This window comes from Oxalobacter aliiformigenes, from assembly GCF_027116575.1.
In the GTDB taxonomy this organism is placed as follows: domain Bacteria; phylum Pseudomonadota; class Gammaproteobacteria; order Burkholderiales; family Burkholderiaceae_D; genus Oxalobacter; species Oxalobacter aliiformigenes.
Window position 1 is genome coordinate 784,964 of sequence record NZ_CP098252.1, and the last position, 19,901, is coordinate 804,864.

Genomic DNA, 19,901 nt, shown 5'->3' on the forward strand with positions numbered 1-19,901 from the left:
ATGACGGATATGAAAAAAGGCAGACCATTCTGCCTTTTTTCGTGAAGTAAAGCGACGTTTTTCGGAAAAAACGGTCAGATTTCCAGATTGTCGATCAGGCGGGTATCGCCCAGTTTGGCGGCCGCCAGTACGACCAGCGGTTCTTTTTCGGCCAGTTCGCCTGCTGTCGGCGGCTGGAGGTTGGATTGTTTGCGGATGGAAATATAGTCCGGTACCCAGCCGCGCTGGCGGAGTTCTTCCATGGCGTGTTTTTCCAGTTTGTAGATGTCGAGATAACCGCCGTGCATCTTGTCGGCGATGTTTTGCAGGGTCTTGTACAGGTTGGGCGCTTCCTTGCGTTGTTCTTTCGTCAGATAGGTATTGCGGGACGAAAGGGCCAGGCCGTCGTCCGCACGCCATGTTTCCGCCGCGATGATTTTCATGGGGAGAGCGAACTGCTGGGCCATGCTGCGTACGACCATCAGCTGCTGGTAATCTTTCTTGCCGAAAATGGCGACAGCCGGGTTGACGCAGGAAAAGAGCTTCAGCAATACCGTGGTGACGCCGTTGAAAAAGCCGGGACGGAATTTGCCTTCGAGAATGTCGGCCAGTTCTTGGGGCGGCTGGACGCGGAATTCCTGAGGGACGGGGTACATGTCTTTTTCGGTCGGGGCGAAAAGTACGTAAACGCCTTCTTTTTCCAGTTTTTCAACGTCGGCCTTGAACGTACGCGGATAGGTATCGAAGTCCTCGTTCGGCCCGAATTGCAGACGGTTGACGAAAATGGAAGCGACGACGGGATCGCCGTGTTTTTTTGCAAGCCGCATCAGCGACAGATGACCGTCATGGAGGTTTCCCATGGTGGGAACGAAGGCGGTTCGCAGTTGTCCGCGCAGCTGGTTGCGGAGTTCTTCTATGGTGGTAACTACTTTCATGATGTGCCGGCAGTCCGGAGAAAAGATAAGGGTTAATAAACAAATAACGATGAAAACCGTATTCTGTGCTCAATCATTGCATTGGGTCAACCTTATATAAATCGGGGCTCCCGCTTCGATCTGGGTGATTTCGACCAGTGTCTCTTTCGCCAGTTCCAGAAGGGCCAGAAAGTGGACGACAAGGACGGCGACCCCTTCCGATTCATCGAAAAGCTCGTGGAATTCGACAAACCGGGCGTTGCGTAGTTGACGCAGGATCGAGGACATGTGTTCCCTGACGGACAGTTCCTGTTTGCCGACGGTATGGCTGGCGGTCAGTTTGGCCCGGCGGATGATTTCGGCGAAAGCATGGCGCAACTCATCGGCGGAGATGCAGGGCCAGACTTTTTCGGTGCTTTTTGCGATGACTGCCTGCGGAAGGAAGAAGTCGTTTCCCAGTTTGGGCAATTCGTCGAGCGATTTCGCGGCCATTTTCATGCGTTCGTATTCGAGAAGGCGGCGGACCAGTTCGGCGCGCGGGTCTTCCGGTTCCTCGTTCGTTTCGGTTTTCACTTTCGGCAGCAAAAGACGGGATTTGATTTCCACCAGCATGGCGGCCATCAGGAGATATTCCGCGGCCAGTTCCAGCTTCTGCGCGCGGATACGGTCGACGTAATGCAGGTATTGCAGTGTCAGCTGGGCCATGGGAATGTCCAGAATATTGAAATTCTGGCGCCGGATAAGGTAAAGCAACAAATCGAGCGGACCTTCGAATGCTTCCAGAAAGACTTCCAGCGCTTCCGGCGGAATGTAGAGATCGTCGGGGATTTCCGTGACGGATTCACCGTACAGGCGTGCGACGATGTCGGCGCCGCCCGCTTTGCCGGATGGCACAGGGGCGTTCGCGTCGGCGGAAAACGTATGGTTCTCTCTGGAATCCGGCATGATGTCCCGCGTCGGTCAGTGGGAAGATTTCGGCGGTGTTTCCGGTGGCAGTACCTTTTTCAGGGTGAAAGGTATGCTTTCGGGAGGGAGTTTTCGAAGAAGCGGCGAGACCGGTCCGGGGGAAGTATCCCGGCGGGCGGGGTATTGTTTCTGCCGTTCTTTCAGAAGACGGTCCAGTTCGGAAACGTATGGATTGTTCAGTCTGAGTTGAATGATCATCGTATCGTCCTTGCCGTAAAACGTGTGGATCGGTTTTTTGCCGTCTGGCCGGGTGGGCCGTCATCTCCTGTTTTCGGAATGTCTCACGATTCCACTGTTTTTCTCATCATGATGGGAGGAAGATCCAGCGTATCCCGAGTGGAAAATTCGATTTCGGGGGCCAGTTCGAAGCCGTATGCCTCGTACAGGCTGGTCAGAGGTTCCAGATATCGGTGCAGGAAAAGACGGAGCTCGGCGATTTCGCACAGCTGGGCATGGTGTATGACCGCTTCGATCAGGTGCTGGGAAAGGTTCTGTCCGCAAAAAGCGGGAATGACTCCCAGACGCCTGATTTTCCAGACGTTTTCGTCTTCATCCAGCGGTGCCCAGCGAAGCGATCCGGCCGGAATATCGTCGACAAGCAGTATGAAAGCACCGCCGGCGTGGAGATCCTCATTGACGTTGACCCATGTATCGCGATGTCCTCGCGAAGTGGGCGGACACTTTCCCGCCCAGGCTTTTCTCGTCAGGTTCGCGATTAGGGGGGCGTCTTCAAGAACTGCTTCCCGGACGATAATTCTCATTGCTTTTCCTTAACGCAGACGCATACCCGGTTTTGCGCCCGGCCACGGCTGGAGGATATAGATTCCGGTATCGGCCTTGTCCGACGCGGCCATGATCATTCCTTCCGAGACACCGAATTTCATTTTGCGGGGAGCCAGATTGGCGACGACAACGGTCAGTTTGCCGATCAGATCTTCCGGTTTGTAGGCCGAACGGATTCCGGCGAAGATGTTGCGCAACCGGCCTTCGCCGACATCAACCGACAGTCTCAGCAGTTTGTCGGCACCCTCGACCAGAGAACAGTCGACGATTTTCGCGATGCGCATATCGACTTTGGCGAAGTCGTCGATGGTGATCTGTTCGGCAAGCGGTTCCATGCCGTTGTCCGCTGCCGTTTCCTTTTCAGGCCGGGCGGCTTGCGGTGCGGGTGCATCGAACAGGGCATCCAGCATTTTCTGATCCACACGTTGCATCAGGTGTTCATACGTATTGATGGTATGGCCGTCGGCCAGCGGTTTCGATACGTCCGGCCACTGGAGGGGGGAAAGGTTCAGGAATGCCTCGACTTTTTCCGCGACGGCAGGCAATACCGGTTTCAGATAAATCGTCAGAATGCGGAAGGCTTCCAGCAGACGGGTACAGACCTGGTGCAGTTCTTCGTTTCGGGCGGGATCCTTGGCCAGAACCCACGGTTTGTTTTCATCGACGTAAGCGTTCACTTCATCGGCCAGGTGCATGATCTGGCGAAGCGCCTTGCCGAATTCCCGTTTTTCGTACAGGTCGGCGATTTCCCCGGATGCGTTACGGAGTGTTTCCAGTACCGGTGTTTCTTTCCCTGCCCAGTCCTGTGCGAGTTTTCCGCCGAAGCGTTTGGTGATGAAGCCGGACGCGCGGCTGGCGATGTTGACGTACTTGCCGATCAGGTCGGAATTGACCCGTGCGATGAAATCTTCCCCGGTGAAATCGATGTCTTCGACGCGGTTGGAGAGTTTGGCCGCCAGATAGTAGCGCAGCCATTCCGGATTCATGCCGATTTCCAGATAACGCAGTGGTGAAATGCCGGTTCCGCGCGACTTGGACATTTTTTCACCCCCTACCGTGATGAAACCGTGCACGAAGACGTTGTCAGGCACGCGCATGTCGGCAAAATGCAGCATGGCCGGCCAGAACAGGGTATGGAAGTAAATGATGTCCTTGCCGATGAAATGGTATTGTTCCGTTTCGGGATCGGCCATGAAGGCGTCGTAATCACCACCTGTCTTGTTGAAGTAGTTTTTCAGCGAGGCGAGGTAACCAACCGGTGCATCCAGCCAGACGTAAAAGTATTTGCCCGGTGCGTCCGGTATTTCGATGCCGAAGTACGGGGCGTCGCGACTGATATCCCAGTCTGAGAGTGCGTTTTCGCTGCCGTCCTTGCCTTCGAGCCATTCGCGTGCCTTGTTGGCGACTTCGGGTTGCAGGCGCGGGTGGTCTTCGATATCGCCCAGCGTCCATTCTTTCAGGAAGGCGGTGCATTGCGGGTCGGACAGTCTGAAGAAAAAGTGTTCGGACTGTTTCATGACCGGCGTGGCACCGGTCAGGATGGAATAGGGGTTTTTCAGTTCCGTCGGGGTATAGACGCTGCTGCATGCCTCGCAGTTGTCGCCGTACTGGTCTTTTGCGCCGCATTTCGGGCATTCGCCCTTGATGTACCGGTCCGGCAGGAACATTTCCTTGACGGGGTCGAAAAACTGTTCGATGGTTCGGGAAACGATCAGTCCTTTCGCCTTGAGACGGCGGTAGATTTCGCGGGAAAGCTCGTGGTTTTCGGGGCCGTCGGTCGAATGCCAGTTGTCGAAGCTGACCAGAAAACCGTTTAGCGGGGCGGCACGGCCGGCGGCGATTTCCGCCACGAATTCCTGGGGTGTTTTGCCGGCTTTTTCAGCCGCTATCATGATGGGGGCGCCGTGAACGTCGTCGGCACCGACGAAATGGACTTCGCGTGGTTTTCCTTCATCCTGCTGCATTCGCTGGAAACGGACCCAGATATCGGCCTGAATGTATTCCATGATATGTCCGATATGGAACGGGGCATTGGCGTATGGCAGTGCAGTAGTGACAAACAGCTTTCGTGACATGATGAATAGTGGAAATTGTCAATAAAATTCCATTTTACCAGTCCTGTGCGATGAAACGGGCATCTTTTGAGCATTTGCGTTAGACTTCATCTTCCAGAGAAAGGAGGGAATATGTCCATTACGACGGAAATGATCGGTAAAGCGCTTTCAACGGTCATTGACGACAATCTGAAAACCGACTACGTCAGCGCCAAATGGATCAAAAATATCGATATTGACGGCAATGATGTGTCATTGACTGTCGAGCTGGGATATCATGCAAAAAGTCTTCATGAATTTATCAGAAACCGGATCGCGACGGTGCTGAAAAGGGTGGATGGCATCGGCGATGTTCGGGTCGATCTCGAGACGAGGATTCTGACGCATGCTGTTCAGCGGGGTGTGAAGCCTTTGCCGGGGGTGAAAAATATCATCGCTGTTTCATCCGGCAAGGGAGGGGTCGGCAAATCGACGGTAACGGCCAATGTCGCGCTGGCACTGGCAGGCCAGGGGGCACGGGTGGGCATTCTGGATGCCGATATTTACGGGCCGTCGCAACCGACGCTGATGGGGATTTCCGAAAAACCGAAATCGTCCGACGGACAGCATTTCGACCCGGTAGAACGGTATGGCTTGCAGCTGATGTCCATCGGTTTCATGATGGATACGGTCCAGCCGCTGGCCTGGCGCGCACCGATGGTTACCCAGGCGTTGATGCAGCTGTTGCAGCAGACCAAATGGCAGGATCTCGATTATTTGCTGATCGACATGCCGCCGGGAACGGGGGATATCCAGATGACCCTGTCGCAGAAAGCGCCGCTGACCGGTGCGGTAGTGGTCACCACGCCGCAGGATGTAGCCGTACTGGATGCCCGGAAAGGATTGATGATGTTCCAGAAAATGAATGTGGATATTCTGGGCATTGTCGAGAATATGAGTTCCTATGTTTGTTCCCATTGCGGCCAGATCGAGCACATTTTCGGCAAGGATGGCGGCAGGCTGATGTGTGAGACATACGGGGTGGATTCACTGGGCAATGTTCCGCTGGATATCACGGTACGTGAACGGACCGATGAAGGCAAACCGGTTGTTGCTGCGGAACCGGATGGACTGGTCGGCCGGGTTTTCAGGGATATCGCCTGGCAGATTGCCGCAAGGGTCGCGTTGAAACCGAAGGATATGACAGGCATGTTTCCGCCTGTGACCGTCCAGTCCTGATTTCAGATATCGACCAGCCTGAAAACGTCACGTACGGAATGGATGCGGCCGGTTTCGGTCGCATCGTATCCGCCCAGCTGGTTGATTTCCCGGATGAATTCGGCGCTTCTCATGATGGAGAGCATTTCCTGCATGGTATGGCTCTCCTGTGTTTCCCGTGCAATGGCGAAGAAATACCTTTCCTCGACTAACGGGACGAAGTCCAGTCCGAAGCGGTGGGCGGCCGTTTCGACACCGAAACCGACGTCGGCCATGTTGCTGGCGATATACGCCGCGACGGCGGCATGAGTGAATTCGGTCATTTCGAAACCGTTGATATTGGCCGAATCGATTTTGTTTTTGGCAAGCAGTGTTTCCAGTGTCTGTCGCGTACCTGAACCGATCTGGCGGTTGACGAAACGGATGTCGTTTCGCGTCAGGTCACGGAACGAGAGGATCCGCTTGGGATTCCCCTTGGCGATCAAAAGGCCCTGTTTCAGATTGGCCAGGTGAATCAGGCAGTGTTCTTCACGGGAAAGGAACTGCAGGTAAAGCTGCAGCATGCTGTCTTCATACACATCGACCGGCAGATGGAACCCGGCGATTTCACAGTCTCCCTGAGCCAGGGCGGCGAGTGCTTCCATACTGTTCTGGTAGCGCAGCTTGATGGGAAGCTCCTGCCGGTTGATGTGTTCCATCAGGGTGGAAATGGCAAAACCGTGGCTGGCACACAACCGCATGGTCCGGTTGGTTCCCAGAACGCTTTTGGCCAGTTCGGTTTCCAGTTCCGAAGAGAGTGTTTCCAGAGTGGGAGAAAGCCGCGCGGCAATCCGCCTTTCCGCCCATAACAGGGTGGTTGCGAAACGGGTCAGTGTTGTACCACGTCCACGGTGTTTTTCCAGCAGGGGCGTTCCGAAAATGGATTCGGCTTCCCGCAACAATCCCCATGCATGACGGTACGACAATCCGAGCCCCTTGGCTGCCTGCAGGATGGCCCCCTCGGTCTGTATCGAATCCAGAAGGCGCAACAGTATAGCCGTGTCGATCGACGGCTTTTTGCCATACGCGATGCGCCAGTGAGGTTCTATGGAAACTTTGTACATATAGTGAAAATTTTGCTAGTGACATATTGTAACTCATAGACAATCAGACATATATGCAAAAAAAAACTTATAGCCTGTTAAATGTGGCGATGGTACTATTTTTTCAGAACATAATTTTCAATTTTTTTTAACAAGGTGTAAGGAGAGTGTGGTATGTCATTTTTGAAGCTCGGTAAGGAATATACCGTAGCTGGCGAAGGGTTCAATCGCTGGCTGGTACCTACTTCCGCATTGATGATTCATCTATGCGTAGGTATGGGCTACGGTATGTCCGTGTTCTGGTTGCCTATGTCCCGGCTGGTCGGTGTATCGCAAGGTCTCGGCAAATCTCTGGCATGTCCTGCGGACATGAGTCTTTTCAGCCAATTGTTCACGACCCAGTGTGACTGGAAAGTCGTGATGTGCAGCGTCATTTTCGGTATCCTGTTCTTCATGCTCGGTACGACGACCGCCATTTTGGGCAACTGGCTGGAACATGTCGGCCCGCGCAAATGCGGACTGGCTTCCTGCTGCTGCTTCTGTTTCTTCTTCTTCATGCTGTCGCTGGCGACCTTTACCCACCAGCTGTGGATCGCATGGCTGTCCGCGATTATCGGCGGTATCGGTCTGGGGCTGGGCTACATTACGCCGGTTTCCACGCTGATCAAATGGTTCCCTGACCGTGTCGGTATGGCAACAGGTATGGCTGTCGGCGGTTTCGGTGGCGGTGCCATGGTCGGCGCTCCTCTGGCACAGAAACTGATCGGCTTTTTCGGAACGGAAACGTCTGTCGGTCTGTGGCAGGCGTTTTTTGTCATGGCTTGCTGTTATACGGTCATGATGCTTCTGGGATGTTTTACCATCAAGGTCGCACCGTCCGGATACAAACCGGCCGGCTGGGTGCCGAAAAATACCGGTAACATGGTTGACGACGGTCACGGTGGACTGATCGAGGCTTCTTCTTTCAACGTCGAAACGAGCAAGGCGGTCAGAACACCGCAGTTCTGGTTCTGCTGGTTCATGCTTTTCCTGAATATCGCAGCCGGTATCGGTGTTCTGGCGATGGCTTCCCCGCTGCTTCAGGAAGTGTTTGCCGGTAACCTGATCGGTATGCCGGGAGTTCCGTTTGACCAGCTGACCGATGCCCAGAAAGGACAGGTGGCCATGATCGCAGCCGGCTTTACCGGTCTGCTGTCGCTGTTCAATATCGGTGGTCGTGTTGTATGGGCGTCCCTGTCCGACAAACTGGGCCGCAAGACGGTTTATTTCATTTATTCCATTGTGGGCGCCATTCTGTACGCATCGATCCCGACTCTGGCTTCCTCGCTGAACCTGGTTCTGTTCCTGTGTGCGGTCTGCGTCTGCATTTCCTTCTACGGCGGTGGCTTCTCCACGATTCCGGCCTATCTTGCCGACCTGTTCGGTACCCAGTTCGTCGGTGCGATTCACGGTCGTTTGCTGACAGCATGGTCTACGGCAGGTCTGTTGTCTCCGTTGCTGATCAACATCATCCGTGACATGCAGCTGAATGCCGGTGTCGCCAAGGCACAGGCCTATTCCGTCACGCTGTATATCATGGCCTGTTTCCTGGTTATCGAATTCTTCTTCGCTCTCTTGATCCGTCCGGTCAACAGCAAGTACTACATGACTGAAGAAGAAGTCAAGGCGGTCAAGGCCGCTCTGGAAGAAAAGGTTGCCAAGGCACAGGCTTCCGGTGTCGTTCCTCCGGCAAAACCGACTTCGGGCGGTACAATGGTTATCTGCTGGCTGATCGTGGGTATTCCGCTGGTCTGGGGTATTTACCAGGTCGCCCTGCAAACGGCCAAGATGTTTGCCTGATGATCTTGTGACAGCCTGAATATCGGGCTGTCCCCTTTGCCGATGTCCGCATGGTTTTTGCCATGCGGACATTTTTGTTTTCCGGTGTGGTGGTGCCACAGACGGGAATCGGGTGTGGTAACGATGTTTTCGCCTCTCGCCTGTCGGGGCGATGGTGGTCGTGTTTACCGGAGAGTGCGCGGTTTTTGGGAATCGTTGCGTAACGACTTCCGTATTTCATGCCGCTGCGGTACGGGTTCTTTTCAGGATTGGCGAATAATAACGGGAAGGAGTGCGCTAAGAACGCTTCTGACGGGGTAAAATAGCCATTTCGTTTATTCATTCTGTTTTCATCATGACTGTAAGAACTCGTTTTGCACCGAGCCCGACCGGTTTCCTGCATCTGGGCGGTGCCCGCACAGCTTTGTATTCATGGGCTTATGCCCGTCATCACGGTGGCAAATTCATATTGCGTATCGAGGATACCGATCTCGAACGTTCCACCCCCGAAGCGGTGCAGGCCATTCTTGACGGAATGAAATGGCTGAATCTGGAACATGATGAAGGTCCTTTTTACCAGATGAAGAGGATGGACCGTTACCGTGAAGTCATTGACCAGATGCTGGAAAAGGGGACGGCTTATTACTGTTATTGTACGCCCGAGGAACTGAACGCCATGCGCGAACGCCAGAAAGCGGCAGGCGAAAGCCCGCGTTATGACGGAACCTGGCGGCCGGAACCGGGCAAGACTCTGCCACCGGTGCCGGTTGGCGTCAATCCGGTCGTCCGCTTCAAAAATCCGGTAGAAGGGGTGGTGACCTGGAATGACCGTGTCAAGGGAGAGATCACGATTTCCAACAGCCAGCTTGATGATCTGATTATCGCCCGTTCGGATGGAACGCCGACTTACAATTTCTGTGTGGTGGTGGATGACTGGGATATGGGGATTACCCATGTCATCCGGGGGGACGATCATGTCAACAATACTCCGCGCCAGATCAATATTCTGAAGGCACTTGAAGCACCTGTTCCGGAATATGCCCATTTGCCGATGATTCTGGGTGATGACGGTGAAAAGCTGTCCAAACGGCATGGTGCGGTTTCCGTGATGGAATATCCGGCTGCCGGTTATCTGCCGGAAGCGATGCTGAATTATCTGGCCCGTCTCGGCTGGAGTCACGGTGACGATGAAATTTTTTCGATGGAACAGTTTTGCGAATGGTTCGATTTCGACCATCTGTCGTCGTCGGCTTCGCAGTTCAATACGGAAAAACTGAACTGGCTGAACAATCACTATATCCGGCAAGCCGATGATGCCAGACTGGAAGCGCTTGTCCGTCCACAGCTCGAAAGTATGGGGGTGAAGCTGGAAAACGGTCCGGCCTTGCAGGATGTGATCGCCCTGATGAAAGACCGGGTGAATACGGTCAATGAACTGGCGAATGCTTCGCTGATGTTTTACCGGGAACCTGATCCCGATCCGGAATTGCTCAGGCAGCATCTGACGGATGCGGCACGGTCGGCCCTGAAAGAATATGCCGCCAATATCGGAACGATCGAGTGGAAGCGCGAGGCGCTTTCGGCGATGATGAAGGGATTGCTGAAACAGAACAAGATGAAGATGCCGCAGGTCGCCATGCCGTTGCGTCTTCTTCTGACCGGGCAGCTGCATACTCCGTCGATTGATGCGGTTGTCTGTCTTTTCGGCAGGGAGAAGGTATTGTCCCGTCTGAAAGACCTGTAAAGGGATTGCACAGGAAAACCGGTGGCATGGCGGGTCTTTTTCCCCGATTTTCCCGGTCATTCCGGTGTATTGCAGGGAGATGACATTGTCCGAAAAGAAGGTCACTGTATGATATCTGCAAAATTGCACACGAAAATTGTCAAAAAAGGAAAATTTTTGCTATAATCCTTTGCCTGCATTCGGGGGTATAGCTCAGCTGGGAGAGCGCTTGCATGGCATGCAAGAGGTCAGCGGTTCGATCCCGCTTACCTCCACCAGAAAGCAGTAAACGGATGTGTCTCCATCGTCTAGAGGCCTAGGACACCACCCTTTCACGGTGGGAACAGGGGTTCGAATCCCCTTGGAGATGCCATCTTCCGGTTTATGTTGTTTTTTGTGTCTCCATCGTCTAGAGGCCTAGGACACCACCCTTTCACGGTGGGAACAGGGGTTCGAATCCCCTTGGAGATGCCATTCTTTCCTGCCTGTTTTTTTCACTGTTTTCATTTCGGAATGGTATCTGCCGATGTCCAGTCATGCCGTCTTGCCGAAAATCCACTACAATAACACGTTTCGCCTTTCCTTTTAATTGATCATGCGACGTTTAACCAAAACGGGATCTTCCAAACTCAACGCAGACAGCCAGCGTCTGGTTTCGCTTGCCCTGGAGATGTTTTATGCTTCCAGCTTCCTGGAAAGCGAGTTTTGCCGCAAAAAACTGGAAGTTCTGGTTTTCCGGTTGTTGCAGGCCAGAAAACAGGCAGTTTTAAACGATGCCATTGAGTATCTGTTCACGACGGATATGGAAGCGTACAACTGCCTTCTTGAAGTGGCGGAAGCGCTGAGCGAATCGGCAGTTATCGAGGAAGACGGCAAAAAATACCAGGTTTTGCTGGTTGCTGTTCCTGTTCTGGCATGGACCCGTTTTTCCATCGCATCAGGCACGCTGGCGCCTGAACAGATCGAGGCGATATCCAGCCGTTTCGCCCGTCTGATTCTGGCCGATGATGTCCGGTTTGCCATGGCACCCGGCCTTTATGCGGTCGATCAGTTGCCTTATTCGCATGTCGACGTGATGGCGGTGACGCAGGGATTGGTCCAGTCGGTTGTCCAGGGATCGCGTTTCGAGCTGGCGTCCAAACAGGAGACCGTTCCGTTTCTGGCGGATGGGCGTTATCTCTTGGCAGCCGTTATGGCCCGGGAAGGTACGCCGCTTTTCCGCTGGCAGTCCATACCCGATCCGGCCGGGTTCGAAACGGTCAGGGAAGAATGCCTGAAGCTTTGGCAGCATGAAATCATGCCGATCATGTCGGAAATTCTGCCGGGGTGCAATCTGGAACTGCTTTTGCCGGGCGGTTTTTTCAATACATGCCGGAAAGTGGATCAGGCAATCAGGCCTTCGACGATCAAGGCGGCGGTTCACTATCTGGTTCATGCGCTCGATACACAGCCGGAAAAACTCGGTGCGGTCGTCGGCGGGTTCGGAAAGGATCTGGACGGCACGCAGGTCGAGGAATACCGTATCAGTTTCTATCGCAAGGATAACGGAAAGATCGTTTACGGCATCGTCTGGCCGGTTTACGGAGCGGAAGAAGTGGATGGCATGAATTTCCCTTCGCAACTGGAGGGCCATTCGGGTGCATTGTCCCGCAAGGGAGGCAAGCAGTTGCTGCAGATATTCCAGTTATTGCGCGAACTGGGGATATCGTATGAGAAAACGGCCGTCGAGCGTTTTGCGATGGAGTTTTGCGAGGATTGCGGCGCACCGTTGTTTGCCGATACGAACGGCGAACTGGTTCATGCCGAGATGCCTGAAGATGCCAGAAAGGAAACGCGGTTGCACTGATTGCCGTGTGTGCCAAATGCCGTATATTCCGGGGTGATGTGGTCTGCTGTCCGAAAACGATCCGGTCCGGGAAAAAAGAAGTCCCGGTTTCGCTTTTCGGACTGCCTGCAGAAAAATCAGAAGGCAAAGGTAACAGCAGACTGTTTTTTCAGTTCCGGTTTTCCGCGTTCCATGTGCCTGTTTTCCCACCGCTTTTTTCAAGAAGCCGGACATCCGTAATCGTCATTCCCCTGTCGATGGCTTTAAGCATATCGTAAATCGTCAGCAGACCGGTCTGGACTGCAGTAAGCGCTTCCATTTCCACGCCGGTCTTGCCGACCGTTTCCGTTCTTGCCTGGCAAAGAATGCTGTTTTCGGTTATGGTGAAATCGACCGTCACCCGGGTGAGTGCGACAGGGTGGCAAAGCGGAATCAGATCGGATGTCCGTTTGGCTCCCATGATGGCGGCGACTCTGGCGATTCCCAGAACATCGCCTTTATCCGCAGTATGGTTTTCGACGACAGCCAGCGTTTCCGGTTTCATCCGGATGGTTCCGCAGGCGATGGCGATACGGTGTGTTTCGGATTTGCCGCCGACATCGACCATGTGCGCTTTGCCCGATGTATCGAAATGGGTCAGCTGATTTTTGTCGTTTTCAACAGGTTTTTTTTGTGGCATAAAGAACGTGGCCGGTAATGGGATATTGTGTGAAATGTTTGCAAAGTACCGGTATGATATCACTTTGACCGAATGATCAACTTGAGCGCCGATGAGGGTATGAAACGATTTTTCAAACGGCTTGTTGTACCGCTGGCCGCTGTTTTCTGCTTGCAGATGCCGGTTGCGCTTGCGCAGTCGGATATTCCCAGTCTCGGCGATACGGCACGGGCTGAATTGTCTCCGGCAGCCGAATATCAGCTGGGCAAGGAAATCATGGGACAGGTCAGAAGCGATCCGGCTTATGTCAACGATCCGGTCCTGACGGAATATCTGAGCAATCTGGGCAACAGACTGGTTTCTGCCGATACACAGACCCGGGGTGAACTGACGAACGATTTCACGTTTTTCGCCGTTCGCGATCCGACATTGAATGCGTTTGCTTTTCCTGGCGGTTTTATCGGGGTACATACAGGATTGTTGCTGGCGACCCAGAGCGAATCGGAACTCGCTTCCGTGCTTTCTCACGAAATCGGCCACGTTTCCCAGCGGCATATCGCCCGGATGCTGAGCCAGCAAAAGCAGGATATCCTGATTCCGATTGCCACGACGGCGCTGGCGATTCTGGCTGCCTCGGCAGGGGGAGATGCGGCAGGGGCTGTTCTGATGGGCGGTCAGGGATATGCGATCCAGAAACAGATCAATTTTACACGGGACGCCGAAAAGGAAGCGGACCGGGTCGGTTTCCAGATTCTGAAAAATGCGGGTTTCGATACGACTGGCATGACTTCCTTTTTCCAGCGCATGCAGACGGCGACACGTACCTATAGCGATGCACCGTCGCCCTATCTCCGGACTCACCCGTTGACATCCGAACGTATTGCCGATATTGATGCCCGGGTCCGGCGCGAGCCTTATCGCCAGCATGCCGACAGTCTGGATTTTTTCCTGATGCGGGCAAAAGCCCGGCTTGTCCAGGACGATAGCGAACCGGCCTTGCAGACGGCAGCGGCGGTTTTCGAGGAGCAGATCAAAAGCGGCAGCAAGCTTTATATGGCGGCCGGGAATTACGGACTGGCTCTGATTGCGTTGCACCGGAAAGATATCGCTGAGGCGAAAACCCGTTTGCAGCAGGTGAAAAAAACGGTCGGCGAGGCGGCGGCCCGACAGAGTCTGGCATTGAACAGTCTGGCTATCGAAATCATGTTGGCTTCCAACCAGACGGCTGACGCTGTGCGTGAGGCACGTGCGGCGATTGCCCGTTTTCCGTCTTCACGGGCACTGGCGCATCAGTATGCCAATGCCCTGTATATGTCCCGGCAATATGGCGAAGCAGCCAAATTCCTGAGAAAACAGGTCCAGATGTATCGTGAGGATCCTGTTTTGCAGCGGCAACTGGCTAGGGTCTATGATGCGCAGGGCAAAAGGGCGCTGATGCATATGGCGATGGCGGAGTCGTATAGTCTGACAGGAGCCTATTCGGCAGCTCTGGAACAGCTGGATCTGGCAAGAAAGGCAAAGGATGTGACTTTTTACGATCAGTCGGTCATTGATGCCAGGGAAAGGGAATGGAAAGCGATTGTCCGGGATGATCTGAAGAAGCGCTAACGGGTATGGCGATGTTTGTCCTGTATGTCCCGAACTCGTGAAACAGAAAAACCGCCAGAAAATCTGGCGGTTTTTTCATGGATGAAGGACTGTTGTATCCTGCCGGAAGCGGGCTGTATCCGGAAGCGTTCAGGCCGCCTGTCGGTTCTCGGCTTTTCTGCTTCGTTGTGTCCGTCCGCTCCGTCCGTTTTTTTGTGCGGCTGACGGCTGGCCGAAATGGCGTTGTCCCGCTTTGGCCGCGTGTTTTTTGGTACCCGGTTTCCAGTTCGGCTTGCGTCTGGAAGGGGCTGCCTTGAACGTCATTTTGGGTTCGAATCCTTCGATGACGTTGACGGGAATACTCTGTTTGGTAAAGCGTTCTATTCGCCGGATAATCGTGCTGTCGCTGTGGCTGACCAGTGAAATGGCCAGTCCGTGGCGTCCGGCACGGCCGGTCCGACCGATGCGGTGAACGTAATCTTCGGGGAATTTCGGCAGATCATAGTTGAAAACGTGGGTGATCGCCGGGATATCGATGCCCCTTGCCGCGACATCGGTGGCAACCAGTATCCTGATTTTACCGCTGCGCAGTCTGGCCAGTGTCCTGTTGCGCGCACTTTGTGGCATGTCGCCATGTAATGCTGCCGTGGAGAAACCGGCAATGGCAAGCCTGTCTGCCACCTGATCGGCATCCCGTTTGGTGGCAGTGAATACGACAGCTTGTCCCAGTGAACGGTCGTGCAGCCAATGATCGAGCAAACGGTTCTTGTGTGGCAGATCGTCCACGAAATGGATCATCTGTTCGATGTTTTCGTGACGCTTTTCCAAAGAGGCGATGTGAACCGATTCGGCATCATGAGTTACCTTTTTTGCCATGTTGCCGACAATGCCATCCAGCGTGGCGGAAAAAAGCATGGTCTGGCGCGTTTCCGGTGTGGCGGCGATGATGGTTTCGATATCTTCGATGAATCCCATGTCGAGCATGCGGTCGGCTTCATCCAGAACCAGTATGTCAAGCTGGTCGAAACGGATTTTGCCGGATTGCATGTGATCGATCAGACGTCCCGGTGTAGCCACCAGAATATCGGGATTTTTGGCCAGAAGCTGCATTTGTTTGGGATAGGGCATGCCTCCGAGAATGGCGATAGTCCGGATATGTTTCAGATATGCACTGTATTGTTCGGCAGAAGCCACGATTTGCGAAGCCAGCTCGCGTGTCGGTGTCAGAACGAGCATTTTCGGCCGGGCCGCTTTAAAGCGGAGCTTTTCTCCTTTTGTTCTGGAGGATTGCCGCTGTTGATTCAGGGTTTTCCCGGTTTTTTCGGGAAAATGCTGCATGGCAAAGCGGTGCAGGGCCGGAAGCATGAATGCGGCGGTTTTGCCGGAACCGGTTTGTGAAGAAACCAGCAGGTCTTTTCCGTTTATGGCTGGCGGGATGGCTTTTGTCTGGACAGGGGTCGGTTGGTCGTAATGGATGTCGGCAAGTGCCTTCAGGATCAGCGGATGCAGTCCCAGTGTTTCAAATGTCATTTTTTCTCTCGATGAAGACGATGATTTTCCTTTTGGGAAAACAAAACGGCAATGCCTTGCACAGGCGGCGAAATAGTCTGAAGAAAAATTTCGGCACAAAAGCTTTGCGCCGGAACCGTGTCTGGAAACACAAAAGGCGGAAGGGCTTTATGACATATGCATGAAATCATGCAAAGGCTGGCAATGCCACTAAATATTCAGGCAGGAAGTTCGTTCCTGCCTGAAAAAAACATTATACCAGTTATCCGGTTTTTCCGGCGGGATATTCCGGATTATTTCGGCGTGCCGTCAGGCGTGGTCTTTCTGGGCGATGACACCATCGGTATTCAGTCCCATGACATGGGAGAATCCGCCGTCCACATAGGTGATTTCGCCGGTGATTCCGGAAGCCAGGTCTGACAGAAGAAATGCCGCAGCATTGCCGATTTCCTCAATGGTGACGTTACGGCGCAACGGTGCGTTCTTGGCGACGAAATTCAGCAGGATATTGAAGTCGCGGATGCCACTGGCCGCGATGGTCTTGACCGGACCGGCGGAGATGGCATTGACGCGGACACCGTGTTTGCCCAGCGATTCGGCCATGTAGCGGACGCTGGCTTCCAGCGATGCCTTGGCCAATCCCATGGTGTTGTAATAGGGAATGGCCCGGCTGGAACCGAGGTAGGTCAGTGCAAGCGCGGCGGAACCCGGCCCCATCAGATGACGGGCCGCCTTGACCATGGCCGGGTAGCTGTACGCGGAAATGTCGTGGGCGATTTTGAAATTTTCCCGGGTCAGGCCATCGAAGAAATCTCCGGCGATGGCTTCGCGGGGGGCGAAGCCGATTGAATGGACGAGACCATCCAGACGGCCCCAGGTTTTTCCGATTTCGGAGAAAACGTGTTCGATGTGTTCATCCTTGCCGACGTCGCATTCATAGACCATGTCGCTGCCCAGCTCTTTTGCAAATGCGGTAATGCGATCCTTGAAACGGTCTCCGACGTAAGTAAAGGCCAGTTCAGCACCTTCGCGCCTGCACGCTTCGGCTATACCGAGTGCGATGGAACGGTTCGATAACAGACCGGTGATGAGTATTTTTTTACCTTGCAAGAAAGCCATGCATGACTCCAAAACTAAACTGTATGAAATGGATAGCCGTCATATGGACGGAAAATTCCTTGTAATAAAAATCCGTCAAACGCAATGTTTAATTTGCTGTCTGGCGGAATCTGTCTGGCAAGATTGTAGTTCGTCAGACGGATTGCGGCAACTGTTAGATCCGGTTCGCCAGCCTATTTTATTCCCGAAATGTGGCATTCAGGCTTTTTTCCGGTTTTTTGCCGCTGTTTTTCTGGTCTTTGTCTGTTGTGCAGATACCTGATTTTTTACGGATTTTGTTTTTTTCGATAGAGTGGCTCTGGCAGTGCGGCTGTTTTTCGACTTGACCAGTCCTTTCTTCGTCGATGCAGTGTTTTTGGCATCCATGACGACTTTCACACGGGAAGCCATGGTATTGCGGCTTGTCCTGACATCGGCGGCACGTATCGCTTTTGTGCGGGCACGTGTTGTGGCCGCAGCGGAACGGTAAGGCACGTGCACTTTAAGTATGGTGCCTTTTTTGACGGTATCGCCGTTGATTTTGTTCCAGGACTTCAGTTCGGCGACACTGACGCGATAACGTTTGGCGATGGAAGCGAGTCTGGCCGGTTTTCTGACCGGAACCGTGACGAGCCGTGTTGCCGGGAGATCCCTTTCCCAGGCCAGCTTGGCGTTTTCAACAAGTTCGGGAGCGATGTCACGATCGTAACCGGACGTTTTCGGAACCAGAATGGCCGATCCGAATTTCAGGACGCTTCTGGATGGGATGTTGTTGGCCTGACGGATTACGTCGGGAGAGATATTGAGACGGGCGGCGATGTCTTCGACTTTTTCCCGCGGGCTCGTTACCTGATAGGCCGTCCATGAAGACAGCGGTCGTGTCCAGAGAGAAAGATTTTTCCGGAACTTTTCGGCGTTTTCCTTCGGCAGGAGTATTTTGACCTCGTTGCCGCCGGCGATGACATAGGGACCGAACTGGGGATTCAGTGCCCGAAAATCATCCAGGGACATTTCGGCCAGTCTGGCGGCTACCTTGACGTCGATATCACGGGTCTTGCCGATCGTGACGAAATAAGGCTGGTTTTCGACGGGAGGAAGATCGATGCCGTATCGGCGTGGATTGGTGATCAGGTTTTTGACGGCCTGAAGTTTCGGAACGTAATTGCGCGTTTCAGCCGGCATGTAGGCGGAAATGCTGTTGAAGGTGATCGGTTTTCCCGCACGTTCGGCCTTTTTGATGGCCCGCATGACCGATCCCTCGCCCCAGTTGTAGGACGCCAGCGCAAGCTGCCAGTCTCCGAACATGTCATGGAGCCTTTGCAGATAGGTGAGCGCCGCCTCGGTCGAGGAAATGATATCCCTTCTTTCGTCCTTGAAAGCGTTTTGTGCCAGATCGTAATGGCGTCCCGTGCTGGGGATGAACTGCCAGAGACCTTCGGCCTTGGCAATGGATCGGGCATGGGGATTGTAGGCGGATTCGATAAACGGAAGCAAAGCCAGTTCCGTCGGCATGTTCCGTTTCTCAAGTTCCTGCACGATATGGAAGAGGTATTTCGATCCGCGTTGCGTCGTTCTCTGGAAATAGTCCGGACGTCTGGCGAAATAATTCATGTGGTTTTCGACGAGCGGATTGTCCAGATCGGCGATGGCGAAACCCGAGCGGATTCTTCCCCAGACATCGACTTCGTTGATGGAAAGAATTTCTGTCAGGGGATCGTCGTCGTATGCGTCGTCACCGATGAGATCGAGGTCGGCTGCGGAATGAAAGGCGGCGAGCTGGGCGTCTTTGCTGTATTTCGGAAGGGAAATGTCGCTGGCGAAAACGGATGCCGGGGCCGAAAGGGTGAAGCAGCCGGCCAGAGCCAGAACGAGAAACTTGAATCGGGTTTTATACGTCATATTTTTCAGGTCAATGATGTTACCGAAATGCAGCGCCGGAGAGCCTGCAAAAGATCCTGTTTCCGGGGAAAAAGGAAATCCGCTCTTTTGCCGATCCGCCGCGCCGGCTCTTTATCCAAAACTACTTGTCAAACTCCAATACTTTCACACCGTCCGGGCTGCCCAGCAGACAGACATTCGCGCCGCGTTGTGCAAACAGTCCGACCGTCACGACACCCGCCATATTGTTGATGATTCTTTCCAGCTCTTCGGGACGGGCGATTTGCAATCCGGAGATATCCAGAATGACATTTCCGTTATCCGTGATGAACGGTTTGCCGTCTTTCAGACGCAGCCGGGCCTGTCCCCCCAAAGCGTCCAGCTTTCGGGCGATGAGTTCGTGTGCCATCGGGATCACTTCGACCGGGAGAGGAAACTTGCCGAGAGTCGTCACCAGTTTGGATTCGTCTGCAATGCAAATGAAACGGTCCGATGCGGATGCAATGATTTTCTCACGTGTGAGGGCACCACCGCCTCCCTTGATCATGGCCCCGGTTCCGGAAATTTCATCGGCACCGTCGATATATACGGGAATGCTGTCGTGTATATCGTTGAGGTCGAAGACCCTGATGCCATGCGAGACGAGTCGTTCTGCCGTCGCTTTCGAGGAAGCGACCGTGCCGGCTATGCGATCCTTGATCCGGGCCAGTTCGTCAATGAAGAAATTCGCGGTGGAACCGGTTCCGACACCGATGATTTTTCCTTCGGGAACATAATTGACAGCGGCGCGGGCAACGGAAAGTTTCAGATCGTCTTGGGACATGATTAGC

At 53.8% G+C, this 19,901-nt stretch carries 16 protein-coding genes and 3 tRNA genes; 8 read left to right on the forward strand and 11 right to left on the reverse strand.

Annotated elements, in window-relative coordinates; translation table 11 throughout:
* Nucleotides 1–74: 74 nt before the first annotated feature.
* From panC to metG, 5 genes are all read right to left on the reverse strand, one after another.
* On the reverse strand, nt 75–914 hold the full coding sequence (gene panC / locus NB647_RS03740) for a pantoate--beta-alanine ligase (RefSeq protein ID WP_269265247.1): 840 nt from the start codon (nt 912–914) through the stop codon (nt 75–77).
* Nucleotides 915–983: 69 nt separating this feature from the next.
* On the reverse strand, nt 984–1,838 hold the full coding sequence (locus NB647_RS03745) for a segregation and condensation protein A (protein WP_269284223.1): 855 nt from the start codon (nt 1,836–1,838) through the stop codon (nt 984–986).
* A 15-nt stretch (nt 1,839–1,853) separates the two neighbouring features.
* Nucleotides 1,854–2,057 carry a hypothetical protein gene (locus tag NB647_RS03750; protein ID WP_269284226.1) on the reverse strand — a complete coding sequence of 68 codons (204 nt, stop codon included), beginning with the start codon at nt 2,055–2,057 and terminating at the stop codon, nt 1,854–1,856.
* Nucleotides 2,058–2,140: 83 nt separating this feature from the next.
* The gene (locus tag NB647_RS03755; protein WP_269284228.1) at nt 2,141–2,620 is read right to left on the reverse strand and encodes a GNAT family N-acetyltransferase; all 480 of its coding nucleotides are present in this window, start codon (nt 2,618–2,620) and stop codon (nt 2,141–2,143) included.
* 9 nt (nt 2,621–2,629) lie between these two features.
* Complete coding sequence (metG, locus tag NB647_RS03760; protein ID WP_269284230.1) at nt 2,630–4,717, reverse strand: methionine--tRNA ligase; 2,088 nt, start codon at nt 4,715–4,717, stop codon at nt 2,630–2,632.
* A gap of 111 nt (nt 4,718–4,828) precedes the next feature.
* On the opposite strand from metG, the gene apbC reads away from it, so the two are divergent.
* The gene (apbC, locus tag NB647_RS03765) at nt 4,829–5,914 is read left to right on the forward strand and encodes an iron-sulfur cluster carrier protein ApbC (protein ID WP_269284233.1); all 1,086 of its coding nucleotides are present in this window, start codon (nt 4,829–4,831) and stop codon (nt 5,912–5,914) included.
* A 2-nt stretch (nt 5,915–5,916) separates the two neighbouring features.
* Here the strand turns inward: apbC and NB647_RS03770 are convergent, their stop codons facing one another.
* Nucleotides 5,917–6,996, reverse strand: coding sequence for a substrate-binding domain-containing protein (locus NB647_RS03770; RefSeq protein ID WP_269284235.1), 1,080 nt, complete (start codon nt 6,994–6,996; stop codon nt 5,917–5,919).
* A gap of 153 nt (nt 6,997–7,149) precedes the next feature.
* Between NB647_RS03770 and NB647_RS03775 the strand changes: the two genes are divergently transcribed.
* The 6 genes from NB647_RS03775 to NB647_RS03800 all read left to right on the forward strand — a co-directional run bounded on the left by NB647_RS03775 (nt 7,150) and on the right by NB647_RS03800 (nt 12,362).
* Nucleotides 7,150–8,814 (forward strand): OFA family MFS transporter, encoded by a 1,665-nt coding sequence (locus NB647_RS03775; RefSeq protein ID WP_269265255.1) that lies wholly within the window; start codon nt 7,150–7,152, stop codon nt 8,812–8,814.
* Between the two features lie 334 nt (nt 8,815–9,148).
* Nucleotides 9,149–10,537, forward strand: a complete 1,389-nt coding sequence (gltX, locus tag NB647_RS03780) for a glutamate--tRNA ligase (RefSeq protein ID WP_269284236.1) — start codon at nt 9,149–9,151, stop codon at nt 10,535–10,537.
* Nucleotides 10,538–10,718: 181 nt separating this feature from the next.
* Nucleotides 10,719–10,794, forward strand: a tRNA-Ala gene (locus tag NB647_RS03785).
* A gap of 19 nt (nt 10,795–10,813) precedes the next feature.
* Nucleotides 10,814–10,889 (forward strand) — tRNA-Glu (locus NB647_RS03790).
* A gap of 25 nt (nt 10,890–10,914) precedes the next feature.
* Nucleotides 10,915–10,990 (forward strand) — tRNA-Glu (locus NB647_RS03795).
* A 121-nt stretch (nt 10,991–11,111) separates the two neighbouring features.
* Entirely contained in the window at nt 11,112–12,362 is a 1,251-nt protein-coding gene (locus tag NB647_RS03800) for a DUF2863 family protein (RefSeq protein WP_269284238.1), read from the forward strand.
* A gap of 148 nt (nt 12,363–12,510) precedes the next feature.
* Here NB647_RS03800 and moaC read toward each other — a convergent pair whose 3' ends face one another.
* Entirely contained in the window at nt 12,511–13,020 is a 510-nt protein-coding gene (gene moaC / locus NB647_RS03805) for a cyclic pyranopterin monophosphate synthase MoaC (RefSeq protein ID WP_269265258.1), read from the reverse strand.
* Nucleotides 13,021–13,119: 99 nt separating this feature from the next.
* Between moaC and NB647_RS03810 the strand changes: the two genes are divergently transcribed.
* Nucleotides 13,120–14,607: a beta-barrel assembly-enhancing protease gene (locus NB647_RS03810; RefSeq protein WP_269265260.1), complete on the forward strand. Its 1,488-nt coding sequence runs from the start codon at nt 13,120–13,122 to the stop codon at nt 14,605–14,607.
* Between the two features lie 129 nt (nt 14,608–14,736).
* Here NB647_RS03810 and NB647_RS03815 read toward each other — a convergent pair whose 3' ends face one another.
* From NB647_RS03815 to rpiA, 4 genes are all read right to left on the reverse strand, one after another.
* Nucleotides 14,737–16,116, reverse strand: a complete 1,380-nt coding sequence (locus tag NB647_RS03815; RefSeq protein WP_269284240.1) for a DEAD/DEAH box helicase — start codon at nt 16,114–16,116, stop codon at nt 14,737–14,739.
* A gap of 288 nt (nt 16,117–16,404) precedes the next feature.
* A complete protein-coding gene (gene fabI, locus NB647_RS03820) occupies nt 16,405–17,214 on the reverse strand; it encodes an enoyl-ACP reductase FabI (RefSeq protein WP_269265262.1) in 810 nt (269 codons plus the stop codon).
* 198 nt (nt 17,215–17,412) lie between these two features.
* A complete protein-coding gene (locus NB647_RS03825) occupies nt 17,413–19,092 on the reverse strand; it encodes a transglycosylase SLT domain-containing protein (RefSeq protein ID WP_269284242.1) in 1,680 nt (559 codons plus the stop codon).
* A 121-nt stretch (nt 19,093–19,213) separates the two neighbouring features.
* A complete protein-coding gene (gene rpiA / locus NB647_RS03830; RefSeq protein WP_269265264.1) occupies nt 19,214–19,894 on the reverse strand; it encodes a ribose-5-phosphate isomerase RpiA in 681 nt (226 codons plus the stop codon).
* Between the last annotated feature and the right edge of the window lie 7 nt (nt 19,895–19,901).